Source organism: Sphingomonas sp. BK580 (genome assembly GCF_014194975.1).
In the GTDB taxonomy this organism is placed as follows: Bacteria; Pseudomonadota; Alphaproteobacteria; order Sphingomonadales; family Sphingomonadaceae; genus Sphingomonas.
In genome coordinates, this window is the sequence record NZ_JACIAY010000003.1 from 277,802 (window position 1) to 302,181 (window position 24,380).

Here is a 24,380-nt window from a genome sequence, read left to right on the forward strand (position 1 = left end):
ACCATGAGCGACATCGAGACCGTGATGCGCACCAGCCCGGTGATCCCGGTGCTGGTGATCAAGGACGCCGCGCAGGCGCGCGGGCTGGCCGAGGCGTTGGTCGCCGGCGGGCTCAAGGTGCTGGAAGTGACGCTGCGCACCCCCGCCGCGCTCGACGCGATCCGCGCGATGAAGGAAGTGCCCGGCGCGATCGTCGGCGCTGGCACCGTCGTCACGGCCGAGCAGGTGGCGCAGGTGAAGGACGCCGGCGCCGAGTTCATCGTCTCGCCGGGCCTGTCGCAGAAGCTGGGCGAGACCATCCAGGCGAGCGGCATCCCCTGGCTGCCCGGCGTCGCCACCGCGGGCGACATCATGCGCGGGCTCGACATGGGCCTGTCGCATTTCAAGTTCTTCCCGGCCGAGACGAGCGGCGGGATCAAGGCGCTCAAGGCGCTGGCAGCGCCCTTCTACCAGTGCCGCTTCTGCCCGACCGGCGGCATCACCGAGGCGAGTGCGCCCGACTGGCTCGCGCTCGACCCGGTACTGTGCGTCGGCGGCAGCTGGGTGACCGAGGGAACGCTGCCCGAGATCGAGGCGCGCGCGCGGGCGGCGGCGGGGCTGGCGCGGTAGGGCGAGCCAGGGGTGGCGGGAGGCGGTAGGCACGATCGTGGCGAAGGACCCCGCCCCCCCTCTGCCGTCATCCCGGACTTGGTCCGGGATCCACGGTGCCGCTTACCTACCGGCGTCTGGGTGCGCGGGTCAGTGGATCCCTGTCCAAGTCCGGGATGACGGTAGTGAGGATGACGAGGTTACGCCCGCCACGGCGTTTCTCATGCCCACGTAAGTCGCTTGTCGCGCGCCGCCTCAGAGGCGCTCGCGCCCCTCACTCCCGCCCGATCAGCCGCCGCGCGATCCGGTCCGCCACCTCGGCGGTCGGGTCGCCCGTCGCCGCGGCCTCGTCCCATACCTGATCGAGGCGGCCCGGGATCTGTGCAATGCGCGCCATCACCTCGGCCTCGTCGCCGTGCCCGAGATACTCGAGCCCGACATTGATGATCCCGCCGGCGTTAATGACGTAGTCGGGCGCGTAGACCACGCCTGCGTCATGGAGGCGTCGCCCGTCCGCCGCGGTGGCGAGCTGGTTGTTGGCGCCGCCCGCGACGATCTTCGCCTTGAGCGAAGGGATCGACTGTTCCGTCAGGATCGCGCCGAGCGCGTTGGGGCTGACGATATCCACGTCGGCGCTCAGGATCGCGTCAGGCGCCACCACGGTCGCCCCCAGCTCGGCCGCCAGCCGCTCGGCGCGCGCCTGGTCGACGTCGGCGAGCGTCAGCACCGCGCCGTCGCGCGCGAGCAGCTTGGCGAGCCCGCCACCGACCGAGCCGAGCCCCTGGATCGCGACCCGAACGCCGCGCACGTCGTCGCTGCCGAGCCCGCGCTTGGCGGCGGCGCGGACGCCGAGATACACGCCGTGCGCGGTGTACGGCCCCGGGTCGCCGCCCGCGGCGCCCTGCGCCACGGGCAGGCCGGAGACATAGCGCGTCTCCTCGGCGATCACCTTCATGCGCGCCTCGGACATGCCGACGTCCTCCGCGGTGACGTAGCGCCCGCCGAGCGACTCGACCGCGCGGCCGAAGGCACGAAGCTGCGCCTCGCTGATCGTCTCGCCCGGTCGCGACGCGAGCACCACGCCCTTGCCGCCGCCCAGCGCCAGACCCGCCATCGCGTTCTTATAGCTCATCCCGCGCGACAGTCGCAGCGCGTCGGTGAGCGCGCGCGAGTCGTCGGCATAATGCCAGAAGCGCACCCCGCCCGCCGCGGGCCCGAGCGCGGTGGAATGGACCGCGACCACCGCCTTCAGCCCGGAAGCCGGATCGGCGAACAGGTGGAGCCCTTCATGGGCGTCGAAATCGGGATAGTCCCACAGCGAGGTCATCACGCCTCCGTCAAGCGCAGCAGAATATTACCGCGTAGCGCAATATTCGTAGCCGACGGCAGACGCCAGCGCGAAATGCAGATGGGAGTAAATGGGGCGATCGACGGGACTTGAACCCGCGACCCTCGGTACCACAAACCGATGCTCTAACCAACTGAGCTACGATCGCCGCGAAGGCCGGTCCCCTAGCGGGGCGCGTGGCCCCTCGTCAAGGCGCTCAGAATCTTCCTTCCACCGCGAAGGTGCGCGCGGCCCCGTTCGCGACGAAGCCGCCGGCGTCGAGCCGCGCCGCGACCGTCGGGTCGGTCGGCACCAGGGTCAGTTCGGCGCGATAGCGGCCGTCCGGCCACAACCGCAGGTTGACCCCCTCACCCGTGCCGCTGCTCAACGGCAGCAGCAGGGCGCCCGCGTCGCAGCGGGCCGCGCCGCTGATCGCACCGGGCAGCGGCTGGCCGAGGAACTGGCCCGACAGCGTCGCGCGGACGCGACCCTCGGCCTGCTCGCAGGTCGAATCGACGAAGCGCACCGTGACGTCGTCGAGGTCGAGCGCGGTCACGGGCAGCGGGCGGAAGGCGTTGCCGGGCGTCAGCGGCCCACGGGCGCCGATGATCGCGGCGCGGTTGCGCGCCAGCTCGACCGTGCCGGACAGTTGGCGCGACGGGTCGGCGCTCGCCCCCGCCAGCGCGATCCGGGCGCGCCCGATCATCAGCGCCAGCGGCGACACACCCGCGTCGAGGTCGCCCAGCGCGATGTCACCGAAGCGCGCCTCGACCAGCCGGCCCGACCACAGGCTGCCGGTCACCTCGCGCGCGGTGAAGCCCTGCGCGTCGAGCCCGGCCCAACCGAGCGCCAGTCGCATCGGCAGGAAGACCAGCACCGCCAGCGCGAACAGCGCGATGAAGAGCGCGCGGCGCCCGGTGGCGAGACGGATCCGCATCACTCGCCCCGCTGGCGCAGGCTGAGCTGCGCGGTGACGCTACCCGCGCCGCTGCCCGTGACGCTGAGCGAGTCGACGAGGATGCCTTCCTGCTCCAGCCCCGCCACCCAGCGCATCAGCGCCCCGGCGCGCGCGCTGGTGATCGAGGTGCGGACCTGATCGGGCGCGACCACGTCGAGCGAGGCCAGCGCGAAGCCGGCCGCATCGGCGCGCGCGCGCACCACATCGGCGAGCGAGCCGCCCAGCGCAGTCGCGCCACGACGCTGCAATCCCTTGATCTGGCTGAGCCCGCTCTGCGCCGCGCCGAGCCGCACGACCGCGTCGGTGTAGCGCGCGCGCGACGACGACAGGCCGTTGCGCACCGGCAGGATCACCGCCGCCCAGACGAGCGTGACCGCGGCCAGCGCGACCATCACCGCGATGAGCCGCCGCTCGCGCAGCGAGCGCGATTCGAACCAGGCGCGCGCCGCGTTCACGGCCGCACCGTCATGTCGCCGGTGAGCCGGTTGTTGGCCTGCTGGAACACGCTCGACTCCACCGTGAAGCCCGCCGCCGCGAGCCGCTGCTTGATCGTGTTGGCCTGCGCCTCGCCGGCGAGCGACAGCGACACGCGCAGCGACCCGTTGGGCTCGAACTGGAGCGCGATGACCTCGCTCTCCGGCACCGCGTCGACGATCGCGTAGACCGCCGCCGCGGTGCGGGTGAAGCCCTGACCCGGACCGCGCAGCCGCGTCAGCCGCTCGCCGAGCAGCCGCGTCGAATCACCCGCGCTCGCGCCGCGCGGCAGCGCCTGGCGCGCCACCGTGTCGGCCTGGGCCTCGATCGCGTCGGCGCCGAAGGAGTAGCGGAGGATGCGCACCAGATCGATCGCCAGGGTGGCGAGCAGGATGCAGCCGACCAGCACCGCCATGCGGCGCAGCAGTGCCCAATCGACCGCGCGCTGGCGCCGCCGCGCGAACGCGCCCTGTCGCAGGTCGATCGCGGGCGCGGCGATCGCGGCGACCGCCGCGCCGCGCACCGCGTCGTGCGCGAGCGGCGAAGGGCGCTCGCCCCCGGTGATCAGCTCGGTGAGCAGCGGCTCGTCGGCCCAGCCGCTAGTGCGGCCGCGCACCACCCGCTGTCCCGGCAGGTCGGCGGCGACATACCCGTCCTCGGGCGCGGGCAGCAGCAGCGGCGCGGGGACGATCGCGCCCGGGTCGATCCCGGCGCGGGCGAGCGCCTCGAGCCAGCCCCGCATCAGCGCCGGCGCCACAACCGCGATCGCGCGTTCCCCGCCCTTCTCGCCGCCGACCGCGACGTGGAGTTCCTGTGCCGGCTCGGCGGTGGCGTCGCTCACCACCACCCGCGCCGCGGCCAGCGCCTGCGCCGGCGAGCGCGCCGGCAGATCGGCCCAGTGAAGCGTCACCGCGTCGGCGGGGGCGACCGCGATCACCGGCACCTCCTCGTCGCGCGCGGGCACGCCTTCGCCCTCACGCTCGACCTGGTCGTCGCGGATGCGCCACCAGCGCCACGGCTGGTCGTCGGCGGACGGAAGGAAGAGGAGCGTGGCAGCGGTCATGGCGCATCTCCCCATTGCCGCGTCACGAGCCGGACGGGAAGGGTCCGTGCGTCGATCAGCCCCTGTTCGTGCAATTCCGCGGTGCCGAGCGTGACGTCGACGCGCAGCGCGAACCACACCGTCTTCACGCTGGTCGACTGCGCCGCGCCCACCTGCGACGCACCGCCGCTCTGGGTCGAGAGCTGTGCCCACATCTGGTCGACGGTCGACCAACCGTTCGGCGGTCGCCGCAGCAGCACGCCCTGCGCGGCCTCGACGCTGAGCGACTCGCCCACCAGCATCGCCAGCAGCGGCGCCTGCTCGGGCAGCAAGGTGTTGACGTTGAAGACGTTGCGCTGCGCCAGCGGCAGGGTGCAGAGATACGGCCGCAGCGCGCGATACACCTCCGGGGTGACGCCGCGCACCGCGCGCAGCTCGCTCACGTCCGCCATCAGCACGCCCGCGGTGCGGTAGCCGCGGTAGTCGTTATCCTCCGCGCCGCCAGGGAGCGGGCTGTCGTCGCTGTCGATCCAGTCGGCCGCCGCGGCGGCGACGCGGTCGCCGTCGGGCACACGCAGCAGCCGCGCCAGCCGCTGCAGTTGCTGGAGCGACTCGAAGTTGACGGCGTAGCTGCCGTCCGGCGCGCGAGCGACGAGGCTGTTGAGGTTGAAGCAATTGCCCCCGTCCGTGACGCGCGCGGTCGCGGAACCGCCCGGGATCGGCAGCCCGAACGGCCGCCCGCTCCATCCGCCCGTCAGCGCGACGCGATCGCGCGCCTGGCTCAGCAGCGACGTCACGCGCGTGGTCGCCAGCGTCTCGGCCGCGTAGGCGTAGCCGCGCGCAGCGTCGAGCGCGACCGCGTTGCCGGCGAGCCGGGTCGACAGCCGCAGCCGCTCGAGCGCGCTCGCCGCCATGACGGAGATCACCGCGACCAGGAGCAGCACCGTCAGCAACGCCGCGCCGCGCTCACCGTGCCGCATCGCCGCCTCCCGGCGCCCGCACCGGCGCACCCGCGCCCGGCGACACCGCGCCGCCGCCCGCGGCACCCCCCGGCGCCCCGCTACCGCTCTCCTGGACACGCCCCGCACCCGTGCCGACGAGGAACAGCAAACGATACAGGCGCGAGTCGGCGCGAGTCACCACCAGCTCGACCGCCTGGGGCAGCGCGGCGCGCGGGTTGCCCTGCCAGGTGTCGCTCCAGGCGCCGCGATAGCGGAAGCGCAGCTGCACCGTGCGCACGCGGTCGAGCAGCAGCGCCGGCGGCAGCGGCGCGGCGCCGTCGAGCGCCGGATAAGCGACTCGCTCGAGGCCGTCGCCGGCGAGGCGGTATTCGACCTTCTGCAGCTCGGCGCGCGGCGCCTGGTCGGGGTTGCTCCAGCCGGCGCGAACCAGCCGCAGCAACGGCGTCGCCGCCGCATCGCCGCTAAAGGCGGGCACCAGCACGCCGTTCACGTCGCGCGTGTTACGGTCCTGCGCCTGCGCCAGGTCGGCGGTGAGGATCGAGGAGAGCCGGCTCAGCGCGCCGGTGTCGTCGAGCGCGATCGCGCTGGCGCCCTGCGCACGAACGCTGAAGGCGAGCAGCGCCACGCCCGCGGCCGCGATCATGCCGAAGATCATCAGCGCGATCATGACCTCGACCAGCGTGAAGCCGGCGTCGCGACGCGCGCTCATCCCGCCACGTCCACCGACAGCGCGGGCGCCGGCGGGCGCACCATCGTCATGCGGCCGAGCACCGCGCCGCTGGGATCGCTGACGCTGACGTCGACCCGCATCACATCGCCGTCGCCGAGCGGCTGCACCTCGCGCACCCAGGTCCAGGCGCGGCCGCCGTTCTGCTCCACGCCGGAGGAGCGCCCGCGCACCGGCGGCTCGGCGTCGGTCACCGCCTCGATCGCGACGTTGCGCGCCACCGCCTGCGCCAGCAGCGTCGCCGAGAGCACGCCCGTGGAGCGGATCGTCTGCCCCTCCAGCCGCACCAGGGCGAGCGCGGCGAGGCTGAACACCGCCAGCGCCACCATGATCTCGATCAGCGTGAAGCCGCGCTCAGCCCGCGACATGCGCGCGCCCGTCGGGCTCGATCACGACATCGGTGCGCGCGCCCTCGCGCGTCAGCGTGATCGTCAGCGGGCGATCGGCGAGCCCGGTGGTGTCGAAGGTGACTCGCTCGCGCACCAGCCCAGCGGCCGCGGTTCCGGGACGCCACTGCTCGACCCCGAGCGGCGGCTCCATCGGCGACCAGCGACCGCCGCGCCACTGGTCGAAGCCGTACCCGGTCTCGGTCACCCACAGGCTGACCGGCCGCGATTCGACGATCGCGGCGTCGTGCGCGCTGCGGGCGCGGGCGGCGAAGCGCGCCGCCTCGTCGGTCAGCCGGCCGCGCGTGTCGGGCATGGCCAGCACCGCCGCGGCCGAGGCGAGACCGATGACGGTGATCACGACCATGAGCTCGATGAGCGTGAAGCCGCCGGTGGTACGCGCAGGCTCGCGGCTGTGCACGCGCGCTGCTCCTGCGCCGACGAGCGCCCCCTCTTCTACCGCCATCCCGGACTCGTTCCAGAGTCCGCCGTCCCGCGAGAGCCGCGGCTGCGCAGGACGCGGACGGGTGGATCCCGAAAGACGTCCGGGATGGAGGAGCGCGAGAGTAGCGCAGGGCTCCACGGCGCACCGGGCGCCGCGCGGACGGCGTCGGGGGACGCGGGTCGGTCCGCGCTTACTGCCAGGAGCCGATATCGGCATCGATCCCCTCGCCGCCGTCCTTGCCGTCGGCACCCAGGGTCCATACGTCGGCGGCGCCGTGCTGGCCCGGCGAGGCGTAGAGATAGTCGCGGCCCCACGGGTCCTTGGGCAGCTTTTTGACGTAGCCGCCGGCCTGGTAGCGCGCCGCGTCGGCCCCCGCGGGCGCCGTCACCAGCGCCTGGAGGCCCTGCGACGTGGTCGGATAGCTGCCGATCTGAAGCCGGTACAGCTCCAGCCCCTGCTCGATCGTGGCGATATCCGCCTTGGCCTTCTGGATCCGCGCGGTGTCGCCGGAGGGCAGCACGTTGAGCGCGACGATCGTGGCGAGCAGGCCGATGATCACGATCACCACCATCAGCTCGACGAGAGTGAAGCCGTTCTTCTTCTTGCGGCGCTGGGTCTGTTCGGTATGCATCAAGGGTCTCACTGGCCGGCCAAAGTGTTGAGCTGGAGGATCGGGAGCAGGATCGACAGCACGATCGTGGCGACGATGGCGCCCATCACGACGATGATCAGCGGTTCGAGCAGCGACAGCGCGGTGGCGGTGAAGCGGTCGAACTCGCGCTCGAGATAATCGGCGGCCCGCTCGAGCATCTCGTCGAGCCGTCCCGCCGCCTCGCCGCTGGCAGCGAGGTACACAAGCAAGGGCGGGAACACGCCGGTACGTCGCATCGCGGTGGAGAGGCTGCCGCCGCCGCGGATCGACTCGGTGATCTCGTCCGACGCGGCCTTGAGCCGCCGGTTGTGAATCGTGCCGGCGGTGAGCGTCAGCCCCTCGAGCAGCGGCAGCCGGCTGGCGACCATGGTGGAGAGCGTGCGCGCGATCCGCGCGGCGTGAAGGTCGCGCAGCAGCCGCCCGATCAACGGCACGCGCAGCAGCCAGGTGTCGAACGCGAGCCGGATCGGCGGCTGGCGCAGCGCCAGCACCGCGCCGCCGACCGCCGCGACCACGATCAGCAGCAGCAGCCACCACCAGCCGACCAGCAGGTCGGACAAGGCGATGATCATGCGCGTGAGCAGCGGCAACTCCTGCCCGACGGTGTCGAACTGCTCGACGACCTGCGGCACCACGAAGGTCATCAGCGCGATCACCACGCTGAACGCCACCGCCGACAGCACGCTGGGATAGGCCATCGCGGTCAGCAGCTTGCCGCGAATCTCCGCCTGTCGCTCGAGCAGGGTGGAGAGCCGCTCCATGATCTCGGGCAGCGTCCCCGAGCTCTCGCCCGCCGCGACCATCGCGCGATAGAGCGGCGGGAAGCTCTTCGGCTCGCGCGCCATGGCGTCGGCGAGCCGGCGGCCCTCGACGACGCCGGTGTGGACCGTCTGGACGATCGCGCGCACGCTCTCCTGCTCGGTCTGGCGCGTGATGGTGCGGAGCGACTCCTCCAGCGGCGAGACGCGATTGAGCGTGGCGAGTTGGCGGGTGAAGAGCGTCAGCTGCTTGCCCGACATCTTGGCGCGGCCGAGCTCGAGCCCGAACAGTGGGCGCTGACGCGTCGCGGGCGCACTGCCCGGCTCCAGGCGGACGACGTAGAGGCGGCGGCGGTCGAGCGTCGCGCGCGCGGCGGCGACGTCCGCCGCGGCGACGTGCCCGCGCGTCTCGTTGCCGCGCGTGTCGATCGCGAGATAGTCGAAGTCAGCCATGGCGGGTGGCCGGACAAAGGGACGCTCGCTCGCCGGCACGCACCGGCTTGCCCCCTCTCCCACCGTCATCCCCGCGCAGGCGGGGATCCATATACGCTGACGTGGCGACTCGATCGCGAAGGTCCGCGCGTCTGGATCCCCGCCGGCGCGGGGATGACGGGAAGGGTATGTTGCAGCGGCTCACCCCATCACGCATCGGTAATGGCCACCTCGGCGGCGTCGGCATTCTCGCTGCGGGACACGCGCACCGCTTCCTCCGCGGTGGTCTGGCCGTTCTCGACCAGCCGGCGCGCCGCGGTCGCGAGCGTGTCGCCGGTCGCGAAGGCGTGACGCGCGATCGCGTCCTCGTCGCCGCCCTCGTTGATCATGCGGCGGACGACCGCGTCGACTCGCACCGCCTCGAACACGCCGATCCGGCCGCGGAAGCCGGTGCGGTTGCACTGCTCGCAGCCGACCGCCTCGTAGACGGTCGCGCCCGGGTCGACCCCGAGCAACGGCGCCACCGTCTCGCTCGCGCGCACCGCGCGGCGGCAGTTGGTGCACAGCCGCCGCACCAGCCGCTGCGCGATCACCGCGCGCAAGGTCGAGGCGAGCAGGAACGGCTCCACCTTCATGTCGCGCATGCGCGTGATCGCGCCCACCGCGTCGTTGGTATGGACGGTGGAGAGCACGAGATGCCCGGTGAGCGAGGCCTGGACCGCGATCTCGGCGGTCTCGCGGTCGCGGATCTCGCCGACCATCACCACGTCGGGATCCTGGCGCAGGATCGCGCGCAGCCCGGCGGCGAAGGTGAGCCCGACCTTGCTGTTGACCTGCGTCTGTCCGACGCCCTCCACCGCATATTCGACCGGGTCCTCCACCGTCAGGATGTTGCGGCTGCCGTCGTTGAGCAGGCGCAGCGACCCGTAGAGCGTCGTCGTCTTGCCGCTGCCGGTCGGCCCGGTGACGAGCACGATGCCGTTGGGCTCGGCGATCACCTCGCGGAGGAGCGCGTACATCGGCGCGGTCATGCCGAGCGCGTCGAGGTCGATCCCCGCATTCTCCTTGTCGAGGATACGTAGCACCACGCGCTCGCCGGCGCGGCTCGGCAGCGTCGAGACGCGGACGTCGAGCAGCTTGCCGCCGAGCGTCAGCCCCATGCGCCCGTCCTGAGGCACGCGCCGCTCGGCGATGTCGAGCCGCGCCATCACCTTGATGCGGCTCACCACCACCGGCGCGACGTGCGGCGGCATCCGCAGAGTCTCGCGCAGCACGCCGTCGATCCGCATGCGCACCACCAGACCGGTCTCGTACGGCTCGATATGGATGTCCGACACGCCGTTGCGCGCGGCGTCGGCGATGATGCCATTGATCAGCCGGATCGCGGGGGCGTCGTCGGCGGTGTCGAGCAGGTCCTCGGCGGTGGGCAGCCCCTCGGCGAGCAGGTCGAGCTCGTCACCCATCCCGACCGCCGCCGCGGCGGTGGCCTGGCCGTCCATCGCGTAATTGTCGCTGAGCAGCCGGTCGAAGGCGGCGACCGGCACCACCGCCACGTCGAAGGCGCGGCCGAGCACGCGCCGTACCTCGATCAGCGCGCGCGGGTCCGCCCCCTCGCGCAGCGCCACCTTGGGCGTCCCCACCGTCCCGCCCTGGTCGAGCACCACGCCGAACTTGCGCGCGAAGGAATAGGGTAGCGCCGCCGGCGGCAGCACCGCCGGCGGCACCGTCACCCCGTCGCCGGGCGGCGGCAGCGGCGCCGCGGCGGCGTCGATCTCGGCTCCGGTGCGCACGATCACTTGCGCCGCTCTCCTCCGGGGATGACGGTGGTCGAGTTGCGATAGACCGGCACCGCCACGCGCGGGTCCTCGATGCTGCCAGGCTGGCCCGCGGGCGGCAGCGGCGGCGTCGTGCCCATATAGTCGCGCACCAGCGTGTCGATCGACGGCTCGGACAAGGGCTCCTGCGCCGCCTGCTGGAGGCGAAGGTAGCCGTAGCGCTGCTCGGTGACGCGACGGTTGTCGCTCGCGCTGCGGATCACGGTGGGGCGGATGAAGATCATCAGGTTGGTCTTCGACCGAGACTTGGCCCGCGACTTGAAGAGGTTGCCCAGCACCGGGATATCGCCGAGCAGCGGGATCTTCTCGATCGTACGGCGTTCCTCGTCGGAGAGCAGCCCGCCGATCACGCCGATCGCCCCGTCGTCGACGGTCAGGACCGTCTCGACCTCGCGCTTGTTGAGGATCAGGTCGGAGTTGTTGCTCGAGACCGGCCCCGCGATCGAGCTCACCTCGAGGTGCAGGTTCATCTTGATCGTGCCGGAGGAGTTCACCTGCGGGCGGACGTCGAGCCCGATGCCGACATTCTGCCGCTGCGTGGTGCGGAAGGCGTTGTCGAAGTTGTTCGACAGCGCCTCGCCGGTGGTGATCGGGATCTCCTGCCCGACCAGCGTGTGCGCCTCCTGGTTGTCGATCGTCATGATCTGCGGCACCTGGAGCAGGTTCGAGGTATTGTCGCGCTTCACAGCGTTGATGATCGCGCCGAAAACGGTGCTGCCGATCTGCCCGCCGAAGCCGCCGAAGCCGCCGGACGAGCCGATGATCGACTGGATCGCCGACTGGGTGAGCGTGTCGGACGGCGCGTTGTTGGTCACGGTCGTGGTGACGCCGTTCGCCACCGTGGTGGTCGTCGAGCTCGCCAGCGAGCGCGCCCCGATCGCGCCCGCGATCTGGAGGATGTTGGGCGCCGAGTTGCTGAACGTCGACGCGGCGAAGGCGCCGCCGTCGAGGTTGCCCAGGATGAACTGCGCGCCGAGCTGGTTGACGGTCGTATCCGACACCTCGGCCACGATCGCCTCGACCAGCACCTGCTGCCGACGCTGGTCGAGCTGCTTCACCACGTCGGCGAGCTGACGCTGGATGTCGGCGGGCGCCGCGATCACGATCGCATTGGCGCCGGCATAGCGGGTCACCACCGCGGCGGTACGGTTGCCCTGCCCGGTGATCGCCGCCTGCTGCGGCTGGCTGCCCGACTGCTGCGTGGTCGACTGCGTCGGCCGCGAGCGCGTCGCGGGCTGCGGCGTCGCGCCCACGCCGGTCGAGCCCGTGCTCGAGCTGCTGAGCCCCGAGCGGGTGAGCGCCTGCTCCTCGATCGCGTCGGGCGCCTGGCCGACGAGCTGCTGGAGCACCGGCAGCAGCTGGTTCGCGTCGGCATTCTCGAGGAAGACGACACGGATCTCGGTGGCGTTGCGCGCGCTCTGGTCGAGCTCGCGCGCCAGCGCCGCCAGCCGCGCCACGGTCTGCGGGTCACCGCGCAGCGCCACCGCGTTGGAACTCTCGATCGCCACCGCCGAGGCGCCGCCCGCCGCCGCCGCGGCGCCCCCCGCGCCGCCGCCGCCGATCAGCCCCTGCAGCGCGGTAGCGACCTCGCTGGCACGCGCGTTCTTGAGCGGGATGATGCGCGTCGCGGAGGTATCCGAGTCGATCCGACGCACCACTTCGCGCACGCGGCGGACGTTGTCGGCAAAATCGACCACCACCAGGCTGTTGCCGCCGCGGTTCGCCGTGACCGACCCTTGCGCGCTGACCAAGGGGCGTACCGTGTCGACCGCCTGCGCGGCGTCAACCGAGCGAAGCCGGATGATCTCGGTGACGAGCTGGTTGCGCGGCGCGCCGGCGAGGCCGATCCGCCCTGGCTGGCTCGCCGCATTGTCGATCGGCTGGACGCGGAAGGCACCGTTGGCGCTCGGCACCGCGACCAGGCCGTTGGCGCGCAGCGTCGAGAGGAACACCTCGAGATACTCGGAGCGCGACAGCGGCCGATCGGTGACGACGGTCACTTTCCCCTGGACACGATTGTCGATGATGAAGGTGCGCCCGGTCACCTTGGCGGCGTCGGCGATGAAGGCGCGGATATCGGCGTCGCGCACGTTGAGCGTCGTCTGCGCGAGCGCCGGCTGTGCCGCCGCGGCGAGCGCGAGGGGAGCGAGAAGGACCTGAGAACGCTTCATCATTTTACCGGGATGGCGAGCGCGACCGTCTGGCCGTTGCGCTGGACGGTGACGGGGACCGAGCCGCCTGGGGCGCGCTCGCGCGTGAACTGGTCGAGGTCGGCGGGTCCCGAGACCGGACGTCCCGCGACCTGGGTGACGACGTCGCCGTCGCGCAGCCCCGACGCGCGAAAAGCGTTGCCGCCCTGCCCGCGCACGGTCAGGCCGACGACGCGGCCACCCTCGATCTGCGGGATGGCAGTGATGTCGGTGCGCAGCCGGTCGGGCGACATGGCGCCGCCGCCGGCGTCGGAGTCGCGCGGCACGCGCGGGTCCGGGCCCGGCATCGCGGCGGGGGCGGCGCCGGGTGGCGGCACCTCGGCGCTCGGCTTGGTCGACTGGTCGAGGAACAGGTCCTCGCGCGCGCCGCCGCGCTCGAGCGTGACGTGGTCGAAGGCGACAGCTCGCAGCACCACGCCGGGCACGACCTCCTCGCCCACGCTGACGCTGCGTTGCAACCCGTCCGGCCCCGCCAGGATCGCGGCGCCGCGCGCCTGTGCGTCGTCCATCCGCGTGCCGAACAGCGTGAGCTGGAGCGAGGTGACCACCGCCGGTCCCTGCACCTGCGCTCCGCTGACCCGATAGAAAGGATCGACGCTGGCGAGCACGCCGGCGGGGTCGACGGGGACCGTCGGCCCGGCCGGCACCCAGGCACCGAGCGGGGCGACCGGAGTCACGATCACCCACATCAATCGGGCGCATTGCACGGCCAGCCCGGCGAGCAGCAGCAGCTCGACCGCCGAGTAAGCGTTCACGGCCGGCAACCGCCGCAGGATCGCCCGTGCCCGGGCGTCGAACTTCAAACGCATGCGCTCGGCTGAACTCCCTGCGCCACCACGAGAACCCTGTTACATCGGCGTCGGCGGCTTGTGTAATATTTCTGTGGCTGGCTCGACTTGCTTCAGGTGGAATATAGCAGGCTCATGGCGACCGACCCCATCATCGCGCGACTGAGTGCGCAGCCGCTGATCCAGCGAGTCCCCTCTCCCAAGCTCACCTTGTTCATCCGACGCGACTTCCTCACCGCGGCGGAGTGCACCGCGCTGATCGCGCTGATCGACGCAGATCGGCGCCCCTCGACCATCGCCGATCCCAACGGCGACACCGCCTTCCGCACCAGCGAGACCTGCGACCTGCGCGACGACGAGCCGCTCGTCGCGGCGATCAACAGGCGTCTCGCCGACTTCGCCGGGCTGGACCCGCGCCACGGTGAGCCGTTGCAGGGGCAGCGCTACGCCGTCGGCCAGGAATTCAAGGCGCACACCGACTATTTCGAGCCGACCGGGGCCGACTTCGCGCGCTTCTGCAGCGTCGCGGGAAATCGCACGTGGACGATGATGGTCTATCTCAACGCGCCCGAGGCGGGCGGCGCGACGCGGTTCAAGACCATCGACAAGACGATCCAGCCGGAGCCCGGCAAGCTGGTCTGCTGGAACAACCGCCGCCCCGACGACACGCCCAACCCTGCCACGCTGCACCACGGCATGAAGGTGCGTTCGGGCGTCAAGTACGTCATCACCAAATGGTTTCGCGAGCGACCCTGGAGCTGACCGGTGACCGGCGGCGTCCGCCGCCGGTCACTTTCGTCATCAGAAGCTCACGCTGGCGCCGAGCGTGAAGAGCCGCCCCAGCCGGTAGCGGTTGATGTCGACACGCCCGCCGCCGTCGAAGGTCTGGAACTCCTGGTAGCGCGTGCCCGTGAGGTTGCGCGCCTCGGCCTTGATCTCGACCTTCTGGCCGACCAGCTGCACCTGCTGGCGCATCACGAAATCCAGCCGGATGCCGGGCTTCTCGATGATGTCGGGCTGGAAGCCCGAACCGTCGAGCAGCGAGGGGCCGCGATTGGTCACTCGCTCGCTGGCGTAGTTGAACAACAGCGTCGCCTGGGTGCCGTTCTCGGTGTCCTCGTACCCCAACTGCAGGTTGACGAGATGGTCCGACTGGCCGGTGAGCGGCGCACCGTCGCGGAAGAGCGATCGCGCCGGCGCGAAGTTCGCCTGGCAGCCGCCGAGCGTCGTTCCCTCGAGCACACCCGGCACGCAGCTGTCGTCGGCGGTGATCGCCGAGTGGGTCCAGGTATAGTTGGCGATCAGCACCGCGCGCTTGCCCGCCATGCCCGCCGAGAGGAAGTCGAGCGGGACGTACTTCTGCGCCTCGATCTCGGCACCATACAGCTTGGCGCGCGGCAGGTTGGTGAAGCCGGTCTGGAGACGCGCATCGGGGGTCGGGAAGAAGCCGACCTGCTCGATCGGATTGTCGATCCGCTTGTAGAAGCCCGCCAGCGTGACTCGCTGGTCGCGCGCGAAGAACCACTCGTATCGCGCCTCAAGGTTGTACAGCTCGGAGTCCTTCAGCCGCGGATTGCCGAAGAACAGGCGGTCGGACTCGAAATCGCGGAACGCCTGAGGGGCGAGCTCGCGGAACTGCGGCCGCGCGATCGTCTTCGAGGCCGCCAGGCGCAGCTGCTGGTTGCTGGCGAAGTTCCAGGTGATCGTCGCCGCCGGCAGGAAGTAATCGTTCTTCAGCCGGGTCGACGTGGCGTTGATCGGGGTGACCCGCTGGGTCGCGGTCTCGTAACGGACGCCGATGATCGCGCGCAGCCCGTCGAGCGCCTCCGCCTCGACCTGGGCGTAGCCGGCGTGGACGCGCAGCAGCGCGTCATACTGGTAGGAGCCGTTCTGCCCCGCATCGAAGCGAAGCTGCACCGCGGTGTTGGCGGGATCGCCCGAGATCGGCGTCGGGCAGCCGTTCACGACGTCGGGCGAGAGCAGATAGTCCGGCCGCAGCAGGTTGCACGGGAACGGGATCGCGCCGCCCGAGACGGTCTGATAGACGAACGGAAGGCGCGTGGAGGTACGATCGTTCTCCGAGAAGTAGTAACCCGCCGACACCGTCATCGGACGCTCGCCCGGGATCTTGTAGGCGACGTCGGCCTGGCCCGAGTAGAGGTCCTCGTTGAGCTCGCTGAACACCACCGTGGCGAAGCGGTCGAACGCGTTGGTGGCCTGCCACGCTCCCGGGCAGTTGAGCCCACGGTCGCTGACCGGCACGTCCCCGGTCTGGTTGGTCAGGCTGGTGTTGCAGAGATAGATGAACTGGCGCTCATAAGGCGAGTTACGCTGCGTGTTGGCGTAGGCACCGCGAACGTCGATCGACAGATCGGTGATCGGCTTGAACTCGCCCACCAGCTGGGTCTCGATCAGCTTGCGCTCGAACCAGTTGGTGTTCTGCTGGAAGAGCGGGTTGCCGCTCGAGTTGTTGTACACGGTCGCGCCCGAGGCGCGCCCCTGCTTGAGCGTGTCATGGATGTAAACGTTGGTCCAGCGCACCTTGTTCTCGCCGAACTCGGCGCCGAAGCCGAGCAGTCCGTTCACCACTGCGCGATTGTCGGTGATCACGGTCTGAAAGTCGTTGCGCAGCGTACCGTCGACGCTGACCGTGTCCTGCTGCGTCGCGTCGCGCGTGCGCCAGGTGTTCGACACGCCGAGGCTGCCGATCAGCCCGACGCGGGTCGCGCCGATGTCGCCGGTCACGCCCAGGTCCATGCTGCCCGAGTAATTGGCCGGCGTGTCGGTGGTGCGCTGTAGCAGGGTGGTGCGCGCGTTGGAGAGCTGGAGAACCTGCGCGCTCGGGATCACGCCGTTGCCGGCCGGCGCCTGCCTGATGAAGTCGGGGACGTTGCGCTCGCCGCCATCATAGCCGAGCCAGTCGGTCTTCGAGCCGAAATAGGTGTAGCCGAGCTTGGCGGTGGTCTCGGTGTCGATCCCGCCCGAGGCGCCGACGGTGAAGAAATTCTCGTCCGGGATCGCCTTGGTGGTCAGGTTGATGACGCCGCCGCCGAACTCGCCCGGGTAGTTGGCGGAATAGGTCTTCTGCACCAGCGCCGAGCCGACCACCGTGGTCGGAAAGATGTCGAGCGGCACCGTGCGGCGCAGCGGCTCGGGGCTCGGCAGCGGCGAGCCGTTGAGCAGCGCCGAGGAGTAACGGTCGCCGAGGCCGCGCACGAAGACATAGCCGTTGCCGACCACCGACAGCCCGGTGACGCGGGTCAGCGCGCCGGCGATGTCGCCCTCGCCGGTGCGGGCGATGTCGGCGCTCGAGAGAACGCTGACGACCTGCGCGGTGGCGCGGATCGTGTTGGGGATGTTGCGCCCGACGACGACGATGTCGCCGCCGCCGCTGGCGTCGAGACCGGGGGCGGAGACCTCGGCCTGGGGCTCGTCGGCCGTGCCTTCCGCGCCCTGCTCCGTCCCGGGGGTCGCGGTGGTGGTGGCCTGGTTCTGCGCGGTCGGCGCGGCGTCGGGGTTGGTGGTGGTGCTCGTCGGCGGCGGGCCGGCGGGCGAGGACGTGGTGGGCGCGCCCGTCTGCGGCGCGACCTGCGCCAGCGCCGCGGGGGCGACCAACGTGGTCGTCAGGAGAAGGAGCGAGGCATAGGTGCGCTGGCGCATGGCGGAAGGTTCCAGTCTGTTTCTATGAGCGGGCCCGGGGCGGCGCTGCGAGGCGCTCCCCGGGCTCCGCCGAGCTTCACGAGGGCCGGTGGCGCCTCAGCGGCCCTGGCACTGGAAGTAGACCGAGTTGAAGGTCGGCGGGCCGACGTCCTGGAGCGCGCTGTCGGCGGCGCGGATCGTGGTGCGCGTGGCCCCGTCGCCGGCGCCGGCGATGATGTTGACGCACGCCGCGCCGGCAGCCGACTTCACCACGCCGTTGACGAAGGCGAAGTCCGCGCCGCCGCGCAGGCGGATCGCGGCCGGGGCCGAGTTGGTCTGGATGAAGGTGAAGTTGGCGTAGCGGCCATAGGTGCGCGGCAGCAGGTCCTCGGCGCCGTTCGAGTCGATCTCGGTCGCGAACGAGTCGGCGGTCGAACCCGAGACCTTCTGGGCGGCGATGATGAACTGCATGAAGCCGCGCCAGCCGTTGTCGACGTCGAAGCCGTCGTCGTCGGCGCCGGTCACGACGAAATACTTCAGGTTGGTCGCGCCGCCGAAGATCTCGACGCCGTCGTCCGAGGAATTGTGGCTCTGGACATGGTCGATCGTCGTGCCCGAGCCGGTGCCGCCGAGCGTCAGGCCTTGGAGCTCGTTGCCCTCGCTGATCGCGATGCCGGTGTAGCGGATCTGGACGTACTGGAGCGTGCCCGAGCTGTCGGCCTGGTTGGTGCCGCCGTAGAAGCGGCCGGTGACGCCCTCGATCGCCTGCTGGCAGGTGGCCGAGCTGCCGTTGGCGTCGTTCGGCCCGGTACCCGCGGCGCAGACCGCGGTGGGCGCGCGGCCCAGCAGGATCACGCCGCCCCACAGGCCCTGGGTCGCGTCCGACACGCCGTTGTTGGCGAGGTTCTGCTGCGCGGTGAAGATGATCGGCGCGTCCGCGGTGCCGACCGCGTTGAGCTTGCTACCGCGGTTGACCAGCAGCAGGTCGTTCGAGGACTCGGTCGAGTCAGCGGCGAGCACGACGCCAGGCGCGATCGTCAGCGTCACGCCGGTGGCGGCGTTGATGTCGCCCACCTCGGTCTGGCCGCGGAAGCGGTAGACCAGGCCCGGGATCTTCGCGAGCGTGAGGTCCGCGGTGATGACCTGCGGCAGGCGGCAGTAGCGGAAGGTCGCCGGGTTGCTGGCGCCATTCGACGTGTTCAGCCCGTCGTCGGTGAGCCCGGTCGGGCACGAGGCCGCCGGCGTCCCGCTGCCGATCGAGGGCACCGCGGTGCAGCTCGCGCTGTTGAGGAAGCTCGCCGCGGTCGAGCTGCAGGTCCAGCCGGAGAAGGCCCCGTCATTGGGGCCGCTCAGCGCGCCGACGTAGCTGGTGTTCTGAATGAAGCTGCTGTTGCCGAGTACCGTCTGCGGGTTGCTCGCGGTGGCCAGCGACGTGCCGCTGACCGGGTAGACGCCGTTGAGCGTGCTGCCGAAGCCCTGCAGGTTGTTGTTCTGCCCGGCGTTGAGGATCGCGACCTGCTCGTCCGCCGTGACGGTGACGCCCGACTGGGTCGTCGCCAGCGCGATCTGCGCGTTGGTCAGGGCGGTCGGGGTCGGGGTGCCGGTCGGCGTCGGGGTCGGGGCGGGCTGGACGATCGTGATCGGCAGGCTGCCGGCGCCCGGCGAGGCGACGTCGTCCGCACCGCACGAAGCGAGGAACAACGTGGCGGAGGTCGCCAGCAGGAACTTGCTGCGACGGCTGAAGCTGACCATGACTCACTCCCTGTTAGGACGGACCCCGCGCTGGGGCCCGGTGCGGCGAGTCGAACTGTGTGCGCCCGCTCGCTCCCTGAGCAGCGCCGCTAGGCGCGCACGATGACAGCTGAATGAGTCTTCGGAGACGGTTCGGCGTCGTTTCCGTTACGCTTACGTGACAGCCTGGCTTGTGCCCCGATCTGGGACTCGTCGATCGGCCGGAGTCAGGGCGGAGGGACGCGAGCGTCCGCCCCGTTAATCGCTCAGCCCTGACGCCGGATGGGGACGTGATGCCGCGCTGACAGAAACTCAGCGCCACAAGCGGCGTGCCTCAGAACCATGGCTGATGCCTGCGCGTCGGACACGCCGCGTGGGGGATCGCGTGCGAGGACCGCCGCCAGATACGAGAAGCCCCGCCGGTCGCTGGGACAAGCGGGGCGCTTCGGCCGGTCGGATGGTGGGCGCGACAGGGATTGAACCTGTGACCCCACCCGTGTGAAGGGTGTGCTCTACCGCTGAGCTACGCGCCCATCCGCGTCGGGAGCGGCGCACCTACGGGAGCGCGCCGGCCCTGTCCAGCCCTTAATTGAGCGAGTCCTTGAGCACCTTGCCCGCCTTGAACTTGGGCTGGCTCGAGGCCTTGATCGTCATCGGCTCCCCGGTGCGCGGGTTGCGCCCCGTCGACGCCTTGCGCCGGCTGACCGCGAAGGTGCCGAAGCCGACCAGGCGCACCTCGTCGCCCTTCTTCAGGCTCGTCGAGATCGCGTCGAACACCGCCTCGACCGCGCGGCTCGCCTCGCTCTTGCCGAGCCCGGCCGCCGTCGCGACCTGCGCGATCAGTTCCTGTTTGTTCATGCGAGAAGACCCCGTTCCTTACCGTTACGCGTTCGTGATGGATTCGCGGAGCGTCGCCCGCATCCCTCCAGTAAGGCGCGCGCCCGGCGTCGAGTCAAACGAAACCGCCGCGCCCCGGGACAGGACGCGGCGGCAGTAAGTCGCGCTGCGTTAACCTGAATTAATGATGCAGCTCGCCGCCGACCGGGGTGATCGGGGCGGGAGGCAGCGCCGCCAGCTCGTCCGCCTCGGTCCAGTCGATCGCCTCGAGCGGCTGAGTCAGCGCGAGCTTGAGCACCTCGTCGACATGACTGACCGGCACGATCCGCAGCCCCTCGCGGATATTCGCGGGGATCTCCGCCAGATCCTTCTCGTTCTCCTTGGGGATCAGCACCGTCTCGATCCCGCCGCGGAGCGCCGCGAGCAGCTTCTCCTTCAGGCCGCCGATCGGCAGCACGCGGCCGCGCAGCGTGACCTCGCCGGTCATCGCCACTTCCTTACGCACCGCGGTGCCGGTCAGCGTCGAGACGATCGAGGTCACCAGCCCGATACCCGCCGACGGTCCGTCCTTGGGCACCGCACCCTCGGGCAGGTGGATGTGGATATCCTTGCGGTGGAACAGGCTGGGCTTGATCCCGAACGAGGGCGCACGCGCCTGGACGAAGCTGTACGCCGCCTGGACCGACTCCTTCATCACGTCACCGAGCTTGCCCGTCACCTTCGCCTGGCCCTTGCCCGGCACCGTGACGCTCTCGATCGTCAGCAGCTCGCCGCCGACCTCGGTCCAGGCGAGGCCGGTGACGGCGCCGATCTGGTCCTCGGTCTCCGACAGGCCATGGCGGTACCGCTGCACGCCCGCGAAGTCGGCGAGATTGTCGGGCGTGATGGTCACGCTCGCCACCTTCCCCTCGAGGATCTGGCGCAGCGCCTTGCGGCACAGCTTGGCCACCTCGCGCTCGAGCGTGCGCACGCCCGCCTCGCGGGTGTAGCGCTGGATCAGCGCGCGCAACCCCTCGTCGGTGAGCGTGAACTCGCCGGGCTTGAGCCCGTGCGCCTGCACCTGCTTGGCGATCAGGTGACGCTCGGCGATCTCGACCTTCTCGTCCTCGGTGTAGCCCTCGAGCCGGATGATCTCCATGCGGTCGAGCAGCGGCTGCGGCAGATTGAGCGAGTTGGCGGTGCAGACGAACATCACGTCGCTGAGATCGATGTCGATCTCGAGATAATGGTCGTTGAAGCGCGCGTTCTGCTCGGGATCGAGCACCTCGAGCAGGGCCGAGGCCGGGTCGCCGCGGAAATCCTGTCCGAGCTTGTCGATCTCGTCGAGCAGGAACAGGGGATTGCTGGTCCCCGCCTTCTTGAGGTTGGTGACGACCTTGCCCGGTAGTGAGCCGATGTAGGTGCGGCGATGGCCGCGGATCTCGGCCTCGTCGCGCACGCCGCCGAGCGACTGGCGGATGAACTCGCGCCCGGTCGCCTTGGCGATGCTCTTGCCCAGCGACGTCTTGCCCACGCCCGGCGGGCCGACGAGGCACAGGATCGGCCCCTTCAGCTTGTTGGTGCGCGCCTGCACCGCGAGATACTCGACGATGCGGTCCTTGACCTTCTCGAGCGCGTAATGGTCCTCGTCGAGGACCGCCTGCGCGGCGGCGATGTCCTTCTTGATCTTGCTCTTCTTGCCCCAGGGCAGGCCCAGCAGCACGTCGAGATAGTTGCGCACGACGGTCGCCTCGGCGCTCATCGGCGCCATCGTCTTGAGCTTCTTCAGCTCCGCCGTCGCCTTGGTGCGCGCCTCCTTGGAGAGCCGTAGCGTGGCGATCTTCTGGGTGAGCTCGGCGATCTCGTCGCCCTCGCCCTCCTCGCCCTCGTTGCCGAGCTCGCGCTGGATCGCCTTGAGCTGCTCGTTGAGATAATATTCGCGCTGCGTCTTCTCCATCTGACGCTTGACGCGGCTCTTGATCTTCTTCTCCACCTGGAGGACGCCGAGCTCGCCCTCCATCAGCGCATAGGCCATCTCGAGCCGCTTGAGCGGATCTGCCTCCATCAGCAGCGACTGCTTCTCGGCGACCTTAACCTGGATGTTGCCGGCGACCGTGTCCGAGAGCTGCCCAGCGGACTCGATCTCGGCCAGCTGCGCCGCCAGCTCGGCGGGAAGCTTACGATTGAGCTTGGCATAATTCTCGAACTGGTCGACCACCGAGCGCATCAGCGCGGCGAGCTCCGGCCCCTCCACCGCGGTATCGGCGACCGGCGCGACCGTGGCAGTGAGATAGGCGCCGCTCTCCTCCAGCGTCTCCAGCGTGGCGCGCGCCTTCCCTTCGACCAGCACGCGCACCGTGCCGTCGGGCAGCTTGAGCAACTGGAGCACCGTGGCGGTGACGCCCATCGTGTAGAGATCGTCGCGCGAGGGATCGTCCTCCGCCGGGTCGAGCTGCGCGACCAGGTAGATCTCCTTGTCCGCGGCCATGGCCGCCTCCAGCGCGGCGACCGACTTGTCGCGCCCGACGAACAGCGGCACGATCATGTGCGGGAAGACGACGATGTCGCGAAGCGGCAATACGGGGAAAGTGGACGTCATGGGTACTCCGGCGCCGCCCGACGAGGACGGCCAACGCGCTTTATATGGTGTGTGGGGGCGCCGCATCAATCTGGCAGTGCTCGCGCCCGCGCTGGCGCTGGCGATCGGCGGGGCCGCCGCGGCGCGCGGGTCACACCTCCCCGAGAAGGGGGAGCCGCCGATCAGCGCGCAGACGCAGCGCTCGGGCGGGGTCCGCCCACCCGAGCAGGCGGCGCTCCGGCTCGTCTCGACCGAACTCTGGTTCGAGCTCGACCCGTCGCGGCGTACGCTGGCGGCGCGCGCGCGGCTCCGCCTGCGCGCCGAGGCGACAGTGCCGCGGCTGCTGCTCGATCTCGACTCCAACTATGCGGTGCGCTCGGTTACTATCGGCGGCCGCGCGCTCCCAGCCGCCGCCGTGCAGCGCCCGGACGGTCAGCTCGCCCTCGCGGCACCGCTGGCAAGGGGCGCGACGGCCTCGGTCGACATCGTCTACGACGGGACGCCGCACGTCGCGGTCAACGCGCCGTGGGACGACGGCATCGTCTGGTCGCGGACGCCCGACGGCCGTCCCTGGGCGGCGACCACCACCGAGGGCTATGGTTGCGACCTGCTCTGGCCCTGTCTCGACTTCCCCGAGGGCGAGCCAGGCGAGGCACTACTCCACATCACCGCGCCCCGCGGGCTGAAGGCACCGTCGAACGGGCGGCTGCTCGGGGTCGACGCGCTGCCCGATGGCCGCAGCATCTGGCATTGGCGGGCACGCCAGCCCAACACCTATGCGATCGCGATCAACCTCGGTCCCTACGAGGTCATCGAGGGCCAGTATCGCAGCCGCTATGGCAACCAGATCCCACTCGCCTACTGGTATCTGCCCGGCGAGGAGGAGCAGGCGCGCGCACTCTTCGCCGAGTTCGCGCCGACGCTCGACTTCTTCGAGGCGGTGATCGGCCCCTACCCGTTCGGCGACGAGAAGCTCGGCGTCGTCGAGACGCCCCACAAGGGGATGGAGCACCAGACGATCAACGCCTACGGCAACGGCTATGCCAAGGCGCCGGAGGGGTTCGACTGGCTGTTCCATCACGAATTCTCGCACGAGTGGTTCGGGAACCAGCTCACCGCCGCCAACTGGGACGATTACTGGCTGCACGAAGGCTTCGGCAGCTACATGCAGCCGCTCTACGGACGCTGGCGGGAGGGCGAGGCGCGCTATGCCGTGATGCTGGACGCGCAGCGCAACCAGATCGCCAACCGCGCGCCGGTCGTGCGCGACCGCGTGCTGACCGAGGAGGAGGTGTACGAGCCCGCCAAGGGCGGCGCGGGCACCGACATCTACTACAAGGGCTCGTGGACGCTCCACACCCTGCGCTGGCTGATCGGCGACGCCGCCTTCTACGAGTCGGTGCGACGGCTGGTCTACGGTCGCCCGGACCCGCGCCCGGGCAACTTCCGTCCGCGCTACGGCTCGACGCGCGAGTTCGAGGCGATCGTCGCGCGCGTGACCGGCAAAGATTACGGTTGGTTCTTCGACACCTATCTGCGCGATCGCGCGTTACCCGAGCTGCTGGCGAGGCGTGACGGCGACGTGCTGCGGCTGGCCTGGACGACCGAGCGGCCGCGCGCCTTCGCGATGCCGGTCGAGGTCCAGGTCGGCGAGGACGTGCGCCGCGTCGCGGTGCCGGGCGAGGTGCGCGTCCCCGCCGGGGCGCACGTCACGATCGACCCGGCGGCGCGCGTGCTGCGTCGCTCGGTCGCGGTGGAGGAGTATCAGGCATGGCGCACGCGATCGACGACCTCGAAGTGAGCCAGCTGCTGGCACGACGCAGCGCCGAGATGGCGGCGGTCTTCATGATCGGTGACGGGATCCTCGGGCTGCTCCAGCCACGCCGCCATGTCGCGCTGTGGCAGGAGCGCGCGCTCGGGGCGGAGGCGCTGGTGGCGCCGTTCGTCGACCGGCCGGGGCGGCGGCGCGCCTATGCGGTGCTGCAGATCGCGGCCGGCATCGCGCTGGCGGCGCGACAGCGGATACGGTGAG

Annotated in this window: 21 protein-coding genes and 2 tRNA genes; 4 read left to right on the forward strand and 19 right to left on the reverse strand. The window is 70.8% G+C overall.

The genetic code is table 11. The annotated features are described in order from the left end of the window. Nucleotides 1-3: 3 nt before the first annotated feature. Complete coding sequence (eda, locus tag FHY05_RS07820; RefSeq protein WP_183943811.1) at nt 4-609, forward strand: bifunctional 4-hydroxy-2-oxoglutarate aldolase/2-dehydro-3-deoxy-phosphogluconate aldolase; 606 nt, start codon at nt 4-6, stop codon at nt 607-609. Between the two features lie 253 nt (nt 610-862). Here the strand turns inward: eda and FHY05_RS07825 are convergent, their stop codons facing one another. From FHY05_RS07825 to FHY05_RS07890, 14 genes are all read right to left on the reverse strand, one after another. After that, nucleotides 863-1,915 carry a Glu/Leu/Phe/Val dehydrogenase family protein gene (locus FHY05_RS07825; RefSeq protein WP_183943812.1) on the reverse strand — a complete coding sequence of 351 codons (1,053 nt, stop codon included), beginning with the start codon at nt 1,913-1,915 and terminating at the stop codon, nt 863-865. 92 nt (nt 1,916-2,007) lie between these two features. Continuing rightward, nucleotides 2,008-2,084 (reverse strand) — tRNA-His (locus FHY05_RS07830). A gap of 48 nt (nt 2,085-2,132) precedes the next feature. Next, nucleotides 2,133-2,852 carry a type II secretion system protein N gene (gene gspN, locus FHY05_RS07835; RefSeq protein ID WP_183943813.1) on the reverse strand — a complete coding sequence of 240 codons (720 nt, stop codon included), beginning with the start codon at nt 2,850-2,852 and terminating at the stop codon, nt 2,133-2,135. Beyond that, nucleotides 2,852-3,328, reverse strand: coding sequence for a type II secretion system protein GspM (gene gspM, locus FHY05_RS07840; RefSeq protein ID WP_183943814.1), 477 nt, complete (start codon nt 3,326-3,328; stop codon nt 2,852-2,854). Before gspM ends, gspN begins: the two co-directional genes overlap by 1 nt. After that, entirely contained in the window at nt 3,325-4,410 is a 1,086-nt protein-coding gene (gene gspL / locus FHY05_RS07845) for a type II secretion system protein GspL (RefSeq protein ID WP_183943815.1), read from the reverse strand. The genes gspM and gspL overlap by 4 nt, the downstream gene beginning before the upstream one ends. After that, nucleotides 4,407-5,369 (reverse strand): type II secretion system minor pseudopilin GspK, encoded by a 963-nt coding sequence (gspK, locus tag FHY05_RS07850; RefSeq protein ID WP_183943816.1) that lies wholly within the window; start codon nt 5,367-5,369, stop codon nt 4,407-4,409. Before gspK ends, gspL begins: the two co-directional genes overlap by 4 nt. Continuing rightward, nucleotides 5,356-6,060 carry a type II secretion system minor pseudopilin GspJ gene (gene gspJ / locus FHY05_RS07855; RefSeq protein WP_183943817.1) on the reverse strand — a complete coding sequence of 235 codons (705 nt, stop codon included), beginning with the start codon at nt 6,058-6,060 and terminating at the stop codon, nt 5,356-5,358. The genes gspK and gspJ overlap by 14 nt, the downstream gene beginning before the upstream one ends. After that, complete coding sequence (gene gspI, locus FHY05_RS07860; RefSeq protein ID WP_183943818.1) at nt 6,057-6,446, reverse strand: type II secretion system minor pseudopilin GspI; 390 nt, start codon at nt 6,444-6,446, stop codon at nt 6,057-6,059. The genes gspJ and gspI overlap by 4 nt, the downstream gene beginning before the upstream one ends. Continuing rightward, nucleotides 6,433-6,930, reverse strand: coding sequence for a GspH/FimT family pseudopilin (locus FHY05_RS07865; RefSeq protein ID WP_183943819.1), 498 nt, complete (start codon nt 6,928-6,930; stop codon nt 6,433-6,435). The genes gspI and FHY05_RS07865 overlap by 14 nt, the downstream gene beginning before the upstream one ends. 169 nt (nt 6,931-7,099) lie before the next feature. Then, nucleotides 7,100-7,540 (reverse strand): type II secretion system major pseudopilin GspG, encoded by a 441-nt coding sequence (gene gspG / locus FHY05_RS07870; protein ID WP_183943820.1) that lies wholly within the window; start codon nt 7,538-7,540, stop codon nt 7,100-7,102. 8 nt (nt 7,541-7,548) lie between these two features. Beyond that, nucleotides 7,549-8,772, reverse strand: a complete 1,224-nt coding sequence (gene gspF / locus FHY05_RS07875; RefSeq protein ID WP_183943821.1) for a type II secretion system inner membrane protein GspF — start codon at nt 8,770-8,772, stop codon at nt 7,549-7,551. 188 nt (nt 8,773-8,960) lie between these two features. Continuing rightward, entirely contained in the window at nt 8,961-10,502 is a 1,542-nt protein-coding gene (locus tag FHY05_RS07880) for a GspE/PulE family protein (RefSeq protein WP_183944038.1), read from the reverse strand. A 41-nt stretch (nt 10,503-10,543) separates the two neighbouring features. Continuing rightward, on the reverse strand, nt 10,544-12,757 hold the full coding sequence (gene gspD, locus FHY05_RS07885; protein WP_183944039.1) for a type II secretion system secretin GspD: 2,214 nt from the start codon (nt 12,755-12,757) through the stop codon (nt 10,544-10,546). Then, the gene (locus FHY05_RS07890; protein WP_183943822.1) at nt 12,757-13,605 is read right to left on the reverse strand and encodes a type II secretion system protein N; all 849 of its coding nucleotides are present in this window, start codon (nt 13,603-13,605) and stop codon (nt 12,757-12,759) included. Before FHY05_RS07890 ends, gspD begins: the two co-directional genes overlap by 1 nt. Before the next feature lie 114 nt (nt 13,606-13,719). Here FHY05_RS07890 and FHY05_RS07895 point away from each other — a divergent pair, with 114 nt between their 5' ends. Further along, a complete protein-coding gene (locus FHY05_RS07895; protein ID WP_183943823.1) occupies nt 13,720-14,346 on the forward strand; it encodes a 2OG-Fe(II) oxygenase in 627 nt (208 codons plus the stop codon). 39 nt (nt 14,347-14,385) lie between these two features. Here FHY05_RS07895 and FHY05_RS07900 read toward each other — a convergent pair whose 3' ends face one another. The 5 genes from FHY05_RS07900 to lon form a co-directional block, all read right to left on the reverse strand. After that, complete coding sequence (locus FHY05_RS07900) at nt 14,386-17,244, reverse strand: TonB-dependent receptor domain-containing protein (protein ID WP_183943824.1); 2,859 nt, start codon at nt 17,242-17,244, stop codon at nt 14,386-14,388. A gap of 96 nt (nt 17,245-17,340) precedes the next feature. Continuing rightward, nucleotides 17,341-18,975 carry a hypothetical protein gene (locus tag FHY05_RS07905; RefSeq protein ID WP_183943825.1) on the reverse strand — a complete coding sequence of 545 codons (1,635 nt, stop codon included), beginning with the start codon at nt 18,973-18,975 and terminating at the stop codon, nt 17,341-17,343. 437 nt (nt 18,976-19,412) lie between these two features. Then, a tRNA-Val gene (locus tag FHY05_RS07910) sits at nt 19,413-19,487 on the reverse strand. A gap of 52 nt (nt 19,488-19,539) precedes the next feature. Beyond that, nucleotides 19,540-19,812 carry an HU family DNA-binding protein gene (locus FHY05_RS07915; RefSeq protein WP_183920663.1) on the reverse strand — a complete coding sequence of 91 codons (273 nt, stop codon included), beginning with the start codon at nt 19,810-19,812 and terminating at the stop codon, nt 19,540-19,542. Nucleotides 19,813-19,972: 160 nt separating this feature from the next. Beyond that, nucleotides 19,973-22,369: an endopeptidase La gene (gene lon, locus FHY05_RS07920; protein WP_183943826.1), complete on the reverse strand. Its 2,397-nt coding sequence runs from the start codon at nt 22,367-22,369 to the stop codon at nt 19,973-19,975. Between lon and FHY05_RS07925 the strand changes: the two genes are divergently transcribed. Further along, the gene (locus FHY05_RS07925) at nt 22,368-24,149 is read left to right on the forward strand and encodes a M1 family metallopeptidase (RefSeq protein WP_183943827.1); all 1,782 of its coding nucleotides are present in this window, start codon (nt 22,368-22,370) and stop codon (nt 24,147-24,149) included. The two genes, lon and FHY05_RS07925, sit on opposite strands and share 2 nt — an antisense overlap. After that, nucleotides 24,119-24,379, forward strand: coding sequence for a hypothetical protein (locus FHY05_RS07930; protein ID WP_183943828.1), 261 nt, complete (start codon nt 24,119-24,121; stop codon nt 24,377-24,379). The genes FHY05_RS07925 and FHY05_RS07930 overlap by 31 nt, the downstream gene beginning before the upstream one ends. Nucleotide 24,380 lies beyond the last annotated feature (1 nt).

What these genes read in the sequence shown, in the direction of transcription:
- eda (WP_183943811.1), top strand. Translation starts at nt 4, where the DNA reads ATGAGCGACATCGAGACCGTGATGCGCACCAGCCCGGTGATCCCGGTG.
- FHY05_RS07825 (WP_183943812.1), bottom strand. Translation starts at nt 1,915, where the DNA reads ATGACCTCGCTGTGGGACTATCCCGATTTCGACGCCCATGAAGGGCTC.
- gspN (WP_183943813.1), bottom strand. Translation starts at nt 2,852, where the DNA reads ATGCGGATCCGTCTCGCCACCGGGCGCCGCGCGCTCTTCATCGCGCTG.
- gspL (WP_183943815.1), bottom strand. Translation starts at nt 4,410, where the DNA reads ATGACCGCTGCCACGCTCCTCTTCCTTCCGTCCGCCGACGACCAGCCG.
- gspK (WP_183943816.1), bottom strand. Translation starts at nt 5,369, where the DNA reads ATGCGGCACGGTGAGCGCGGCGCGGCGTTGCTGACGGTGCTGCTCCTG.
- gspJ (WP_183943817.1), bottom strand. Translation starts at nt 6,060, where the DNA reads ATGAGCGCGCGTCGCGACGCCGGCTTCACGCTGGTCGAGGTCATGATC.
- gspI (WP_183943818.1), bottom strand. Translation starts at nt 6,446, where the DNA reads ATGTCGCGGGCTGAGCGCGGCTTCACGCTGATCGAGATCATGGTGGCG.
- FHY05_RS07865 (WP_183943819.1), bottom strand. Translation starts at nt 6,930, where the DNA reads ATGGCGGTAGAAGAGGGGGCGCTCGTCGGCGCAGGAGCAGCGCGCGTG.
- gspG (WP_183943820.1), bottom strand. Translation starts at nt 7,540, where the DNA reads ATGCATACCGAACAGACCCAGCGCCGCAAGAAGAAGAACGGCTTCACT.
- gspF (WP_183943821.1), bottom strand. Translation starts at nt 8,772, where the DNA reads ATGGCTGACTTCGACTATCTCGCGATCGACACGCGCGGCAACGAGACG.
- gspD (WP_183944039.1), bottom strand. Translation starts at nt 12,757, where the DNA reads ATGAAGCGTTCTCAGGTCCTTCTCGCTCCCCTCGCGCTCGCCGCGGCG.
- FHY05_RS07890 (WP_183943822.1), bottom strand. Translation starts at nt 13,605, where the DNA reads ATGCGTTTGAAGTTCGACGCCCGGGCACGGGCGATCCTGCGGCGGTTG.
- FHY05_RS07895 (WP_183943823.1), top strand. Translation starts at nt 13,720, where the DNA reads ATGGCGACCGACCCCATCATCGCGCGACTGAGTGCGCAGCCGCTGATC.
- FHY05_RS07900 (WP_183943824.1), bottom strand. Translation starts at nt 17,244, where the DNA reads ATGCGCCAGCGCACCTATGCCTCGCTCCTTCTCCTGACGACCACGTTG.
- FHY05_RS07905 (WP_183943825.1), bottom strand. Translation starts at nt 18,975, where the DNA reads ATGGTCAGCTTCAGCCGTCGCAGCAAGTTCCTGCTGGCGACCTCCGCC.
- FHY05_RS07915 (WP_183920663.1), bottom strand. Translation starts at nt 19,812, where the DNA reads ATGAACAAACAGGAACTGATCGCGCAGGTCGCGACGGCGGCCGGGCTC.
- FHY05_RS07925 (WP_183943827.1), top strand. Translation starts at nt 22,368, where the DNA reads ATGGGTACTCCGGCGCCGCCCGACGAGGACGGCCAACGCGCTTTATAT.
- lon (WP_183943826.1), bottom strand. Translation starts at nt 22,369, where the DNA reads ATGACGTCCACTTTCCCCGTATTGCCGCTTCGCGACATCGTCGTCTTC.
- FHY05_RS07930 (WP_183943828.1), top strand. Translation starts at nt 24,119, where the DNA reads ATGGCGCACGCGATCGACGACCTCGAAGTGAGCCAGCTGCTGGCACGA.